This window comes from Paenibacillus polysaccharolyticus, from assembly GCF_900102085.1.
GTDB classification, from domain to species: Bacteria; Bacillota; Bacilli; order Paenibacillales; family Paenibacillaceae; genus Paenibacillus; species Paenibacillus polysaccharolyticus.
The window spans coordinates 1-13,941 of record NZ_FMVM01000026.1; the positions used below are offsets into that span (position 1 = coordinate 1).

Annotated in this window: 18 protein-coding genes and 1 rRNA gene; 2 read left to right on the top strand and 17 right to left on the bottom strand. The window is 44.4% G+C overall.

Annotated features, from left to right (window positions below; all coding sequences use genetic code 11):
• From BLQ13_RS26200 to BLQ13_RS26210, 3 genes are all read right to left on the bottom strand, one after another.
• Positions 1-226: ribosomal RNA gene (locus BLQ13_RS26200) — 16S ribosomal RNA — on the bottom strand; the annotation flags it as partial.
• A 522-nt stretch (positions 227-748) separates the two neighbouring features.
• On the bottom strand, positions 749-979 hold the full coding sequence (locus BLQ13_RS26205; RefSeq protein WP_090924652.1) for a hypothetical protein: 231 nt from the start codon (positions 977-979) through the stop codon (positions 749-751).
• Positions 980-1,151: 172 nt separating this feature from the next.
• A complete protein-coding gene (locus BLQ13_RS26210; RefSeq protein ID WP_090924653.1) occupies positions 1,152-1,769 on the bottom strand; it encodes a stage II sporulation protein M in 618 nt (205 codons plus the stop codon).
• 122 nt (positions 1,770-1,891) lie between these two features.
• On the opposite strand from BLQ13_RS26210, the gene pdaB reads away from it, so the two are divergent.
• A complete protein-coding gene (gene pdaB, locus BLQ13_RS26215) occupies positions 1,892-2,668 on the top strand; it encodes a polysaccharide deacetylase family sporulation protein PdaB (protein ID WP_090924654.1) in 777 nt (258 codons plus the stop codon).
• 112 nt (positions 2,669-2,780) lie between these two features.
• On the opposite strand, the gene BLQ13_RS26220 is transcribed toward pdaB, so the two are convergent.
• Positions 2,781-3,395 carry a KinB-signaling pathway activation protein gene (locus tag BLQ13_RS26220; protein ID WP_090924655.1) on the bottom strand — a complete coding sequence of 205 codons (615 nt, stop codon included), beginning with the start codon at positions 3,393-3,395 and terminating at the stop codon, positions 2,781-2,783.
• Between the two features lie 125 nt (positions 3,396-3,520).
• Here BLQ13_RS26220 and gerD point away from each other — a divergent pair, with 125 nt between their 5' ends.
• A complete protein-coding gene (gene gerD / locus BLQ13_RS26225) occupies positions 3,521-4,267 on the top strand; it encodes a spore germination lipoprotein GerD (protein WP_090924656.1) in 747 nt (248 codons plus the stop codon).
• 143 nt (positions 4,268-4,410) lie between these two features.
• Here gerD and BLQ13_RS26230 read toward each other — a convergent pair whose 3' ends face one another.
• The 13 genes from BLQ13_RS26230 to infA all read right to left on the bottom strand — a co-directional run bounded on the left by BLQ13_RS26230 (position 4,411) and on the right by infA (position 13,938).
• Entirely contained in the window at positions 4,411-5,514 is a 1,104-nt protein-coding gene (locus tag BLQ13_RS26230; protein WP_090924657.1) for an Mrp/NBP35 family ATP-binding protein, read from the bottom strand.
• 78 nt (positions 5,515-5,592) lie between these two features.
• Positions 5,593-6,348, bottom strand: a complete 756-nt coding sequence (gene cwlD, locus BLQ13_RS26235) for an N-acetylmuramoyl-L-alanine amidase CwlD (protein ID WP_090924658.1) — start codon at positions 6,346-6,348, stop codon at positions 5,593-5,595.
• Between the two features lie 68 nt (positions 6,349-6,416).
• Complete coding sequence (gene sat / locus BLQ13_RS26240; RefSeq protein WP_090924659.1) at positions 6,417-7,586, bottom strand: sulfate adenylyltransferase; 1,170 nt, start codon at positions 7,584-7,586, stop codon at positions 6,417-6,419.
• A 115-nt stretch (positions 7,587-7,701) separates the two neighbouring features.
• Positions 7,702-8,394, bottom strand: coding sequence for a phosphoadenylyl-sulfate reductase (locus tag BLQ13_RS26245; RefSeq protein WP_090924660.1), 693 nt, complete (start codon positions 8,392-8,394; stop codon positions 7,702-7,704).
• A gap of 789 nt (positions 8,395-9,183) precedes the next feature.
• Positions 9,184-9,576: a 30S ribosomal protein S9 gene (gene rpsI, locus BLQ13_RS26250; protein WP_090924661.1), complete on the bottom strand. Its 393-nt coding sequence runs from the start codon at positions 9,574-9,576 to the stop codon at positions 9,184-9,186.
• Positions 9,577-9,595: 19 nt separating this feature from the next.
• The gene (rplM, locus tag BLQ13_RS26255; protein ID WP_024633564.1) at positions 9,596-10,033 is read right to left on the bottom strand and encodes a 50S ribosomal protein L13; all 438 of its coding nucleotides are present in this window, start codon (positions 10,031-10,033) and stop codon (positions 9,596-9,598) included.
• Positions 10,034-10,238: 205 nt separating this feature from the next.
• The gene (truA, locus tag BLQ13_RS26260; protein ID WP_090924662.1) at positions 10,239-11,012 is read right to left on the bottom strand and encodes a tRNA pseudouridine(38-40) synthase TruA; all 774 of its coding nucleotides are present in this window, start codon (positions 11,010-11,012) and stop codon (positions 10,239-10,241) included.
• A gap of 159 nt (positions 11,013-11,171) precedes the next feature.
• Positions 11,172-11,537: a 50S ribosomal protein L17 gene (rplQ, locus tag BLQ13_RS26265; protein ID WP_017692102.1), complete on the bottom strand. Its 366-nt coding sequence runs from the start codon at positions 11,535-11,537 to the stop codon at positions 11,172-11,174.
• 34 nt (positions 11,538-11,571) lie between these two features.
• Positions 11,572-12,516, bottom strand: coding sequence for a DNA-directed RNA polymerase subunit alpha (locus tag BLQ13_RS26270; protein WP_024633566.1), 945 nt, complete (start codon positions 12,514-12,516; stop codon positions 11,572-11,574).
• 136 nt (positions 12,517-12,652) lie between these two features.
• Positions 12,653-13,048, bottom strand: a complete 396-nt coding sequence (gene rpsK, locus BLQ13_RS26275) for a 30S ribosomal protein S11 (RefSeq protein WP_068537278.1) — start codon at positions 13,046-13,048, stop codon at positions 12,653-12,655.
• A 19-nt stretch (positions 13,049-13,067) separates the two neighbouring features.
• Entirely contained in the window at positions 13,068-13,436 is a 369-nt protein-coding gene (rpsM, locus tag BLQ13_RS26280) for a 30S ribosomal protein S13 (protein ID WP_056697730.1), read from the bottom strand.
• A 20-nt stretch (positions 13,437-13,456) separates the two neighbouring features.
• Complete coding sequence (gene rpmJ, locus BLQ13_RS26285; RefSeq protein ID WP_003333770.1) at positions 13,457-13,570, bottom strand: 50S ribosomal protein L36; 114 nt, start codon at positions 13,568-13,570, stop codon at positions 13,457-13,459.
• Positions 13,571-13,722: 152 nt separating this feature from the next.
• The gene (gene infA / locus BLQ13_RS26290) at positions 13,723-13,938 is read right to left on the bottom strand and encodes a translation initiation factor IF-1 (RefSeq protein ID WP_017692098.1); all 216 of its coding nucleotides are present in this window, start codon (positions 13,936-13,938) and stop codon (positions 13,723-13,725) included.
• Between the last annotated feature and the right edge of the window lie 3 nt (positions 13,939-13,941).

A 13,941-nucleotide genomic window follows, 5' to 3' on the forward strand; every position in this document is an offset into this window, starting at 1 on the left:
AGATTGCTCCGTCTTTCCAATTCTCTTCAGGCGAAGAAAACAAGTATTCGGTATTAGCTACCGTTTCCGGTAGTTGTCCCAAGCTTGAGGGCAGGTTGCCTACGTGTTACTCACCCGTCCGCCGCTAACCATCAGAGAAGCAAGCTTCTCTTCAAGTCCGCTCGACTTGCATGTATTAGGCATGCCGCCAGCGTTCGTCCTGAGCCAGGATCAAACTCTCCAATAAAGATGAATTTCGTCAGCGTCGTTAAACGCTGTGAAACTCATCGGGGTATTGAAAAGAGCGATAAGCTCATTTTGAATCTGACGAGATTAAAAATCTCATTTGTGTTCCAGTTTCCATACAGCCAGATGGCATGCACCAAAAACCTTCACGTCATTCTGCAAGCAGAATGTTTACTCACTCGTTGTTCAGTTTTCAAAGATCAAACATAATTTGATGCGTTGTTTTTCATGTTGTCGTCGTTTCAGCGGCGACTTTTATAATGTAACACATCCACGTTTTCTTTGCAAGCATTTTTTCAACGGTTTTAGTTACTGTTTTATAAAAATGCTTGTTTAATCAAACGGCTCTTAAAAATGGAACGAAAATTAATTTACCATATAGTTTCGAAAAGGTCAACCCTATTTCGACAAATAAGTTGATCATTCCCTTTAGCAAATGGCGAATATAATGAGAGGCGCATTCTCTATCTAGAGAGCTACACCTCTCATCATATCGTTTAAAAATTATATGTTCAGCTTTATTTTATAGCTTGGAGTTTTTTAACTTACCGCCTCTTGCATACTTGGATAACTCTTTAGGCGGGGCGAACCTTGCATACATACGGAATACTGTTTTATACCGACTCGCTATAGCATATTTAATCTCTTGGTCAAGACGATGGTCACTTAGATCGAACAGCATTTCATCCAACTCTTTGCGTAATACATAGTCCAGTTCCTTGCATTCCTTCTCGTTAAATAGCATACCCAGCATTAAGAGTTCTCCTTTTTGTGCATAGCCTCTATAGTCACACTCGTCTTTCAGCATCTTCTTTTGTTGAACATATCTCTTTTTTTGTCTGCACTGCTGAAACCCGTTTTATTGTTATGGTCAAATTACTGGGAATTTATGAATGCTGGGTATCACAAAATTTGCACAAATAATTTTAACCTCTCACAAGTGCATATGTGAGCGTGCTCTCAATAACCGCTGCAAGGAGAAGCAAGATGACTACCCAAAAGCTTGCCGTTAACGTCATATTCATAAACTCTTTCCACCGAGATCCGATCATTGCCCGTTTGTCGCCTCCCATTTGCGCCAGACTCCGCACGACCAAACCGCCGAACCTCAATCCAAACGCACAGGCAATAATAATAACCGGGATTTCGATAATGCCATGTGGAAGAAGCCCCTTCACGACAATATCAAAAAAGCTTGCCCCATAATTCATCGTGGTGTGAACAACAAAGCCAAGCACCATCCCGTTGATTAGCAGAAAGATAATTGGCAAGATTCCGAAGAAAATACCTGCATAGATAACCAATACACTTTTAATGGCATTATTGAAAAAGATAAGCAAGAAGAAATTCCACTGCACATTTCCTCCTTGCTCCAACTGCTGGCTGATTTGGCGAAGCCCTTCAATCTGCCCTAACAGTAACTCTTCTAGGGGGCCAGTACTCACCCACCCTGCTCCTATACCCACAGCGAACAACAAAAATGACCAGATTAAAGCTCCTCTAATCTTACCCATATCTCTTATAAATGTACTGAATTTTAACATAACAACCTCCTGTAAACCGAAATGATGGACAAACAAAGATGTAAAACGAATAACTGGACGGTACGAGCATACATTGAGAAGTAAACAAGCATTTCTTTATTGGGAGAGGGGCGCTTAGCGAAATGAACTCGTTCTATGTATTCAGCGGCAAAAAGATCAAACGTAACCTGATTGTGCTCGTTGCTGCCATTTTTGCGATTGGTATTATTTATCTGGAAAGTGGCAACGTGTCAGTGTTCTCGGAAGAAGCACCTTCCGCCGTCTACAGTGTACCGACTGACAAGAAGGTCATTGCACTTACCTTTGACATTAGCTGGGGTGATAAACGAACCGAACCGATTCTTAAAGTTCTTCAGGAGAATAAAGTGCAGAAGGCCACCTTCTTTCTCTCCTCACCATGGAGCAAAACCCATCCAGAGATTGTTACTGCCATCAAAGATGCAGGCTATGAGATTGGTAGTCATGGACATCGGCACGAGAACTATACTAGCCTGACCGAAGAGCAGATCCGCAAGGAGATTTCGACAGCTCACAGCATTTTAACCGATTTAACGGGAAAAGAACCCAATTTGCTACGATTGCCTAACGGAGATTTTGATAAACGCGTGCTTCAGGTTGCGAATAGTCTAAACTATCAAGTTGTACAATGGGATACAGATTCTCTGGATTGGAAAAACCCCGGAGTACAGACAATCGTTGATCGTGTCGTAAGCAAAGCACATCCTGGTGACATTGTCCTGTTGCATGCCAGCGACTCATCGAAACAAACTCATGAAGCACTTCCGGCCATCATCGATAAATTAAAAAATCAGGGCTATGAATTCGTCACCGTATCTGAACTCCTCAACCATTCAAGTGTAGAGGGTAAGGAAGTACGTGATCAAGCCAGCGGCCAATAATACGCAAACAGTTGAAAAAGAGCTAACACAGTTAGCTCTTTTTGTATTTTTCATCGTTATAAAAACCTTATTCATGTGTATGACCCTTCAACTCTTTATACCCGAAATTCGTTCAACGACTCGGAGCAGGATTCACAGCCGCTTCTTTTGAGCTATCGACCAGCTTGTGCAGGATCAGCATCTGATATGCATTACATAACAGCAAAGGGATCACAATAAAGATGGTGGCTGCATTAACGTCAATACGCAGTACACCAATCGTTTCCACTGCAGTCACGGCGATCATGAAAAAGAGCGTTGGTACTAACGCAGAGATATGTGTCTGTTTCACTTTCACGTAAGCGGTAACAATTGCAGCCGCCAAAATGATCAGTCCCAGCACAATGTCCGAGATACGCTCTCGTCCTCCTCCGACAAATAAACGCAAGAACATGATGTCCAGCAAAGCTAGCACAGTCAGCACAACCTGCACAATCTGCCATCCGCGTCTTGGGAATACACCCTTACCCATATAATTCAAGATGAGATATGCAAAGAAACCCATTTGTGAATATACACTAATCATCACTCCGGAGCCAAACAGAATCAGAAGATACAGCATAAAATCAGCAATACCATTCATTTTTTCTCCGTTTACCAACATCATAATCAATCCTGTACCTAATGCTCCCGCGGCGCCAATAAGCAAGGCTGTCCAAAATAGGAAAAACCATCTACGCAAATTCAAATGTTTTCCACCCCCGAGTGTTTATTTTACCAACCTTCACAGCAAAAAACCATCATTGCTCAACATATTTCCCCCTTTCCCATCACATACTACATCCAGTATCTAATCAAGGAGGGATTGTACACATGAAACGGCCTATATGGCAGCTATGCTACGTTGTATTGGGGCTATCCGTCATGCTCGCCGGCTGCGGTTCAGATCAGAGTTCTTCGCCTCCTCAGGGCAGTTATAAAGAGATGAAAACGATGGTCGTAGATATTTTGAAAAGTGATGAAGGCAAGAAGGCTGTTGAAGAGGCTTTAACGGGTCAAAGCTCCTCTGGCGGCGGTGGAGGCAGTGGGTCAGAAGAAGGCGGGAGCTCTGGTGGTGGATCGGGAACGGTAGGGATGAAAATGTTAATGCCAATGCAATCTTCGGAACAAATACGTATTGCCGTCAAAGATACCATAACCGCTCCTGAATACCAGAAGGAATTCGAGAAAATTATGACCGATCCGCAATTTGCCGGTGAATTCGCCAAAGCGATTAACGGACAAAGCAAACAACTGCATATGCAACTGATCAAAGATCCGACGTATCAGAAGTCGATTGGGGATATCATGAAATCTCCTGAAGTATCCAAGATGTTCATGGATATGACCAAAACCCCGGAATATCGAAAACAAACGATGACCGTTATGCAGGAAGTGATGCAAAATCCTTTGTTTCGTATGGAAGTCCTTACTTTGCTGAAAAAAGTGGTACAAGAAGAGCTCCAGCCTAAAACAGAAAGTGGTGGCGGGCAAAAGGGGCAGGAATCCGGTGGTCAGGGAGATGGTGGCAGTGGTGATTCTGGAGGTGGAGACTCCGGTGGTGGCGGTGGAAGTTCATAGAACTGCAACGATCATCCAGGTTCTACAAAAAGAGAAATGTTGATAAGCTTCAATTTCCTAAGTAGAGATCATGTGAAAAAGCCTGCATCCAAAGGACGCAGGCTTTATTTATAAGCACATTAAATTTTAATCACATAAAAAATTCATTCAAACTTAGACTCGATCGACTTGGCAACCTCGTCATATATAGCTCCTATAGTTGTCTCTGCCTTGTACACAGACGGTGAGAAATCCGGCTCAGAAGGATGGTTATCTGGAGCACCTAATGGAATCTGGGCAAGCAGTACCGTGTGCAAGCTTTCGGCAAGACGTCCGCCCCCTCCACGACCAAAGACATACTCTTTCTCCCCACATTTACCACATTCGTAGTACGCCATGTTCTCAACCACACCTAACAGCTCATGTTCCGTTTGAATGGCCATCGCTCCGGCACGCGCCGCTACAAAGGCTGCAGTGGCATGTGGAGTCGTTACAATGATCTCTTTGCTCTGTGGCAACATCTGATGCACATCAAGCGCAACATCTCCGGTGCCCGGTGGCAGATCCAGCAACATGTAATCCAGTTCGCCCCACTGAACATCGGTGAAGAACTGACGTAGCATCCGGCCAAGCATTGGGCCACGCCAGATCACGGGGTTATTTTCCCGAATGAAGAAACCCATAGACATCACTTTGACGCCAAAACGTTCGACCGGTTGAATCACACCGTCCTCAACGACAGGGTATTCCTCAATCCCCATCATATCCGGCACACTGAAACCATAAATATCAGCATCAATGAGACCAACTTTCTTCCCTTGACGAGCCAGGGCTACAGCCAGGTTAACGGTAACCGTTGATTTCCCCACGCCGCCTTTACCACTAGCTATGGCAATAAAACGAACTCCCGACTCAGGGCTTAACAGCTCATGTCCATCGAGACCAGCCGCATGACCTTTTACAAGCACTTCATCCTGATCTTGCTCTTGCTGCACTTGTCCCAGGTTAAGGCTCTGACGGTCATGCTCTGACGCTACCCGTGTGCGGATATGCACATCCTTCACTCCATGCTGGGAAAGCATGTTACGTGCAGCATCCGTTAAAGCGGTTGCATCTTCTGGCCGATTCTCCAGTGTCACCATGCTTAAGGCCACATGGTGTTCTTTCACCATAATGTCACGAATCCATCCCAGTTCCACTAAGCTTTGTCCTAGCTGCGGTTCCTGTAATGGCTTTAAAAGTTCAAGTATCTGTTCTTTTGATAACATCAGACAGCACCTCGGTTTTATCTATTGGCATGTGTTAGGTATGCTGTTCCAATTATAGCACTACCTCTCTTCTTATGACTAACTTTTCGGACGTTCACCTGAAGCATATCGGAGAATACCGTTATAAATAGATGCGGCTACTTTGCGTTGGTACGTTTCTTCAGCGAGCAGACGGGCCTCTTCCGGATGAGACAAGAAGCCGACCTCAACAAGTGCTGACGGGATTTTCAGAGCCTGAAGCAGATAAACGGTACTCACCGTTTTCGCTATACGATCTGTATTTTCCAGATTCCGAATCATTTCGGCTTGTAGCAGATTTGCAAGACCTTCGTTATCAGGATGATTAGGCGTGTAAAAGACTTGTGCACCGCTCCACCGATTAGATGGCACACTGTTCATGTGAATGCTGATAAATAAATCAGCTTGTTTATCTTCAATCTGTCTTACTCTCTGTTTGAGATCCTCTGTCTTACGTCTGGAGTACCCTCTCGTTCCCTCGTCGGCCAAATCCTTATCGATCTCACGAGTCATCACAACAAGAGCTCCTGCCTGTTGCAGATAGTCTCTAACATACAGCGCAATGGACAGATTGATATCCTTCTCAATAACTCCCTGCCTGCTCACGGCTCCCCCATCTGGTCCGCCATGACCTGCATCAATAGCGATCACCTTGCCAGCCAGAGGCAAACTCCAATATCCTGACGTTTTGGCCGAGGGCATCTCATACGAAACAACCGCTACAAACATAGCCAACAAACATAGGCTCAGCATAACCCTCTTCACTGTTTTTAACCGGACCCAGACTACCAGATGTTTCCCCATGTTTTTGCGCATAAAAAAACCACCTCGTCCCTATAAATGACTCTAATCATCTATATGGGACAAGATGGACAAATATACCCTTAGGAATGGACTTGCTCAGCCATACCCTCAATCAACACCTCAGCAACTTCAGGACGTGTAAATTCTGGCGGTGGACATTCACCATTACGCAACAATCCACGTACCTTGGTTCCCGACAAAGTCATATGATGTTCCTTGTCATGAGGGCAGGTTTTGCTGGAAGCCATATTTCCGCATTTGGTACAGAAGAAACTGTGCTCAAAGAACAGTGGTGTAATGCCCAATTCCTCAGCCGTAAAATTAGAGAAGATCTCTTGTGCTTCATAGGTTCCGTAATAATCACCTACACCCGCATGATCACGCCCTACGATAAAATGAGTGCAGCCATAATTTTTACGTACCATGGCATGAAAAATGGCTTCACGAGGTCCCGCATACCGCATTGCAGCCGGGAATACACCCAGAAACGCACGATTCGCCGGATAATAGTTCTCCAGCAGTACCAGATAACTCTTCATGCGCACATTCGCTGGAACATCATCAGACTTCGTCTCACCTACAAGTGGATTCAAGAAAAGTGCATCAACGATTTCCATCGCACTCTTCTGGATATACTCATGTGCCCGGTGGACAGGGTTACGCGTCTGAAAACCAACAACGGTTCTCCATCCTTTATCCTGAAAAATCTTACGTGTCTGAGCCGGGTCATAATAGAAATCTTCAAACTTGGCCGGTTTCGGACGGTTCAACACTTGAATTGGACCTCCTACATATGTTGCAGGACGCTCAAGCAGTTTTTTCACACCAGGGTGCTCAGGATCATCGGTTTTGAAAACTCGACGAGCTTCCTCTGCCTGATCCACCTTATAGATGCTTTGAACCTCGAGCAGACCGTACGTTACTCCATCCGCTTCACCAACAAGAGCTACAGTTTCACCTTTACGAAGTGAATCAGCCTGTTGATCATTTACAGCCAGTGTAATCGGTATGCTCCATACTGTGCCATCCGCTAAACGCATTCGGGATACGACAGACAGATAATCTTCCTCATTCATAAAGCCTTGAAGCGGTGAAAACGCACCTACACCAATTAAATCCAAATCTGAGATCGTCCAGGTGTTAATCTGCAATGAGTTCAGGTTTTTGCTATCCTGCAATAATTGCTCACGTTCTTCTCCTTGTACGATACGCTGCACCAGCGTACCTCCATGAGGCAGAATCGAAGTCATCTTGTCAGCTCCTTATTAAAACATCCGATATTTTGATGAAAACTGCATTATCATTCTAAAATGGTTTAACTGAAAAAGACATTTGCGCTATCATGCCATAACTCTATTAATCAGCTTATTTGTGCAATCCGCACTCCGTTTTATCATTACCAGACCAGCGACCCGCGCGAGGATCTTCCCCAGGCATTACCTGGCGTGTGCAATGCTCGCACCCAATGCTCGGGTAATTTTGATCATGCAGCGGGTTATATGTCACGTTATTAGCACGAATGTATTCCCACACATCCTCACTCGTCCAATGTGCAATCGGGTTAAATTTCATGAGTCCAAACTTAGTATCATATTCAACCTTCTTGGAGTTTGCACGCGTTGGTGCCTGATCTCTGCGAATCCCCGTAATCCATGCATCATACTGCGAAAGAATACGTGTCAGAGGTTCCACCTTACGAATGTTACAACAAGCATTAGGATCGGATTTCCATAATTCTTCCCCATGCTGAGCAGCTTGTTCTTCTGGTGTGATTTTTGGCGATACTTTTACAAACTCAAGGTTGTACTTTTCTTGCATCCGATCACGCGTATCATATGTTTCCTGAAAATGAAAATCTGTATCCAGATAAAAAACATCAGTAGATGGGCTAATTTTTTGCAACATATCTACAAGTACAACATCCTCTGCACCGAAGCTGCATGCAAATGTGATATTAGGAAATGTTTCAACCGCATAGCGAATAATATCTTCCGGGCTTGCGTGCTCCAGTTCCTCTGCTTTTGTACGAGCCAGTTCTTCCTTTTCTAACAAGTTCATTGTTCAATTTCCCCCATTCATGATCTCAAAACCACAAAAGCCGACTAATCTAATATGAATTATGTATAGTATAAATCTTTCACTCGCGATGTCAATGCCTGCCATCTGGTAAATTACATCAGTTCTACTCAGAAAAAAACAGTATAACAACGCTCAACTTTTAGTGCTTATTAGGCTTCTAGATGAAATGAAGGTAAAACTATACAAAAATCTTATAAACATAACTTTCAAGTGCTCAAGATCCTAAAGAGAAAAAAACGTTGCTATTGTTGGATTTTTGGGATGAAGGACGAATTATTTTTCATCATTAGAGAGCGTATCCTGTCAGAAGACCATCCTCATTTGGGGAATATTGAAAGCCCGAGTCTGCAACACCGTCAAATAACAAAAGTAAGAACCCTTTATCGTATTCATAAAAAAGACTGATATCTGAGACATGAGAAAAAATGATATTGATTGGGTGTAGTAGTATTGCTATATACGGTTAAGATTTGTGCTAACGATAGTTAGAGTTATAACGTGGATCAAGTCATAGAGGGGAATGGCGGATGGACATTGATTAATCAATTTGAATTTCATTCGAATTAAGAAGTTACTTTAGATATAAATTAGATCAAAAATCAAGGATATACAAAACTAATGTTACAGCTAACCTCTTGAAACCTCGTTTTTCTCTCAATGGGAATCGTGTTGCTATTACGTAACGTTAGAATATTCAAATTAGGCATAGCCCATTATTATATAAAACATAAAAAAGTCCCTGGCCTAAGCCAAGGACTTTGAAAAATCTTAACGTTTGGAGAACTGAGGTGCGCGACGAGCCGCTTTAAGACCGTATTTTTTACGTTCTTTCATACGTGGGTCACGAGTCAGGAATCCTGCTTTTTTCAGGGATGCACGGTATTCTGGATCTGCTTTGAGCAGAGCGCGGGAGATACCGTGACGGATCGCACCGGCTTGACCGGAGATTCCGCCACCATGAGCGATAACCAAAACGTCATAGTTAGTGAGCGTTTCTGTCAAAGTCAGTGGTTGTTTTACGATCAGTTTGAGTGTTTCCAAACCAAAGTATTCATTAATATCACGTTTATTGATGACAATGCGTCCTTCACCCGGTACAAGGCGAACACGTGCTACCGAATGTTTACGACGACCTGTCCCATAGTATTGTACTTGTGCCATGAAACTGTCCTCCTTTTAATTAACCGCGAAGTTCGTAAACTTCTGGTTTTTGTGCTGCGTGTGGATGCTCAGTGCCTCTGTACGCTTTAAGTCTCAGCTTCATTTTCTCGCCCATGCGAGTTTTAGGAAGCATACCGCGAACAGCCAATTCCAACATACGTTCAGGTTTGTTTTTAACCATCTCTTCTGCAGTAGTTACTTTCAAACCACCTGGGTGCATCGAGTGACGGTAGTATTTTTTACCTTGCATTTTTTTACCAGTCAATACAATTTTCTCTGCATTGATGATAACAACGAAATCGCCAGTGTCCACATGTGGAGTGAATTGTGGCTTATGTTTGCCGCGGATCAAAGCAGCTGCTTCGCTCGCCAAACGTCCGAGGGTTTTGCCTTCAGCATCAATGATGTGCCATTGGCGCTCAACTTCGTTAGGCTTCGCCATGTACGTAGTACGCATGAAAAGTTCCTCCTTAAATGTTCAAAATCATCATTTTTCATTTATCTTCGTTCGTTAAGTGATAACTTTAGGTGTTGATGGATAGTTGTTGCGATGTGAACATCTTAATTGGGGCTGTGGGAAAGCCATTAAGAAAACACAACTTTTATATTACATGATAGGAGACTAATTCGCAAGTATTATTTGAGCTTTTTACTCACCAAATTTAATCTTTTTTGTATTCAAGATCCCAGAGCATTAAACCACAACTAACTGCAGTTGGTCCCGCAGCAGAACGGTTGCATGCAGCAATCATATCCGGCACATCAGAGGCTTTCCGTTTACCCTCTCCGACCTCCAGCAGTGTCCCTACAATGATACGCACCATATGTTGCAAAAAGCCGTTACCACTCACATAAATGTGAATGACACCCTGATCGCGAGGATGGTCCCTGCACATTGAACGGTCCACTTCTATCCATGCTTCGTATACCGAACGCACATGATTCTCTTTCTGAGACTTGCGTGAAGCAAAGGAAGTAAAGTCATATGTGCCTATGAAATGACGCAGGCCCTCTTCCATCGCAGTGATGTCCAGCTTGGCATGATGATGATGCTGCAGTCTTCTGTTAAAGACATCCGGGAATTGGTTTGCATTGACCGTATATCGATAGGTTTTCTTTTTCGCTGCATAACGAGAATGAAAATCTAGCGGTACCTCCATTGCATCAATAACAACAATGTCAGATGGCAATCTGGAGTTGAGTGCAATACACCAACGTTCCACCGGAATCTGGGACGCTGTAGGAAAATTGAAGATTTGTCTGCGGGCATGAACGCCTGCATCCGTTCGGCCTGATCCCGTGATTTTCACCGTCTCACCAGTCAACGCACGAATAGCATCCTCAAGGTGGTCCTGAATGGTATTACCTCCTGGCTGTACTTGAAAGCCGTAGTAGGCCGTTCCATCATAAGTTACCGTCATACATAAGTTGCGCATATTACCACACCTTTGTTCCATACTATACATAACCCTATCCCGAACAGCAAAAGAAGCCCCTTACGGAGCTTCATTTACAGCACGAATTCCGAAATGAAGAGAAAAAAGGGTTGATCCAGAATCTTGGACTCTGTCCCCTTTCCTCATCTCACATCTGTATTACGCGCGGTCTACCAGTTCCAAGTAAACCATAGGCGCTGCGTCACCACGACGAGGTCCCAGTTTCAGGATACGTGTGTATCCGCCTGGACGCTCAGCGTAACGACCGGACAATTCGCTAAACAGTTTTTGGATTGCATCTTGCTCACCATCGATAGTTTCGCGGCGAACATATGCTGCCACTTGGCGACGGGCATGAAGATCTCCCTTTTTCGCTTTAGTGATCAGTTTTTCAGCAATAGAGCGAACCTCTTTTGCTTTCGCTTCAGTTGTCTGAATGCGCTCGTATAAGAACAGGTCGGTTACCAGGTCACGGAACAAAGCTTTACGTGCGCTGGAATTACGGCCCAACTTTTGGTATGCCATTGTTTTCCCTCCTTCACTTCAAGCACTCAGCTGTCTATTCTTCTGTACGTAGTCCCAAACCCAGTTCCTCAAGCTTCTCTTGAACTTCTTCCAAAGACTTGCGTCCGAGGTTACGGACTTTCATCATGTCTTCTTCCGTTTTCGTAGTCAGCTCTTGTACGGTATTAATACCAGCACGTTTGAGGCAGTTGTAGGAACGAACAGAGAGATCCAGCTCTTCGATCGTCATTTCGAGTACTTTTTCTTTTTTGTCTTCTTCTTTTTCAACCATGATCTCTGCATCCTTCGCTTCGTCTGTGAGACCCACGAAGAGCATGAGATGCTCGGTCAAAATTTTAGCGCCGAGGCTTACAGCCTCTTCAGGACGAATACTTCCGTCAGTCCAAACTTCCAACGTGAGCTTGTCATAGTTGGTTACTTGGCCTACACGCGTATTTTCCACAGCGTAGTTTACGCGGCTGATCGGGGTGAAGATGGAATCGACAGGGATGACGCCGATCGGCTGGTCATCGCGTTTATTCCGATCTGCCTGGACGTAGCCGCGACCGCGATTGGCAAAAATACGCATGTGAAGTCTCGAACCTGGTCCAAGCGTAGCAATGTGAAGATCCGGGTTAAGGATTTCTACATCGGAATCAGCACGAATGTCTCCAGCCGTGATTGCTCCTTCGCCTTCAGCATCAATCTCGAGCACTTTCTCCTCGTCAGAATGAATTTTGAGCGACAAAGCTTTCAGGTTAAGGATAATCTCTGTAACATCTTCCATTACGCCAGGAACTGTAGCAAATTCATGCAGAACGCCATCGATTTGAACCGAAGACACTGCCGCACCCGGCAGTGATGAGAGCAGGATTCGGCGAAGCGAGTTTCCAAGCGTCGTACCGTATCCGCGCTCCAGCGGTTCTACTACGAATTTCCCATAGGTGCCATCATCGTTGACGTCTACCGTCTCAATTTTCGGCTTTTCGATTTCTATCACTGCAATACCCCTCCTTCAAAACGTCGGTCCTCTATGAAACATTTACCTTCTCTTGCGAAAACATGTAGTAGTATGCCTAAACAACCATTATTAGCAGATTGTGCCGGAAGTATACCACACGCAGGGGCAAATCTCATTAGACACGACGACGTTTTGGAGGACGGCATCCGTTATGCGGGACTGGAGTTACGTCTTTGATCAGGTTAACTTCAAGACCAGCAGCTTGCAAAGAGCGGATCGCTGCTTCACGGCCTGCGCCTGGTCCTTTAACCATAACCTCAACGGATTTCATCCCATGTTCCATTGCAGCTTTGGCAGCAGTCTCAGCAGCCATTTGTGCAGCAAACGGAGTCGATTTACGGGAACCTCTGAATCCGAGGCCGCCGGAGCTTGCCCACGAAATCGCGTTTCCGTGAGGATCCGTAATAGTAACGATAGTGTTATTGAAAGTGGAACGGATATGTGCCACGCCAGATTCAATATTTTTACGGTCACGACGTTTAGTACGTACGACTTTTTTCGGTTTAGCCATTTTCTCTTATCCCCCCTTATTATTTCTTCTTGTTCGCTACAGTACGACGAGGACCTTTACGAGTACGAGCATTCGTTTTCGTACGTTGTCCACGAACAGGCAGACCACGACGATGACGAACTCCACGGTAACAACCGATCTCCGTCAAACGTTTAATATTCAAAGAGATTTCACGACGCAGGTCACCTTCAACTTTGACCTCTTTGTCGATACTTTCACGCAATTTGCTGACTTCATCTTCCGTCAAATCACGAACACGAGTGTTCTGATTGATGCCTGTAGAGCTCAGAATTTTCTGGGAAGTCGTTTTACCGATTCCGAAAATATAAGTCAAGGCGATCTCAACGCGCTTATCACGTGGCAAATCCACACCAGCTATACGTGCCATTTTACGCTACACCCCCTTCATTAACCTTGTTTTTGTTTGTGTTTTGGATTTTCACAGATAACCATTACATTCCCTTTGCGGCGAATGACTTTGCATTTTTCGCAAATCGGCTTGACCGAAGGTCTTACCTTCATGTGAATTACCTCCTCAAAGTTCTGCTTAGCAAAACCCTCTTCGTAAGCATTGACCTTGTTCTACTATTGTAAAACCGGCTTCGAAGCTTTCGCAAGTTTTGCCGGGCAAAACCCGCTTCATAAGCTTCACAGTTCATTGCAACTGTCTACTACTATTTACGGTAAGTTATACGACCTTTTGTTAGATCATAAGGCGATAACTGAACAACTACTTTGTCTCCAGTCAGGATACGGATGAAGTGCATCCGTAATTTCCCGGAAACGTGAGCGAGAATTTGATGACCATTCTCAAGCTCAACCTTGAACGTTGCATTCGGCAGCGGTTCAAGAACCGTGCCTTCCACTTCAATGACATCTTCCTTGGCCATTAG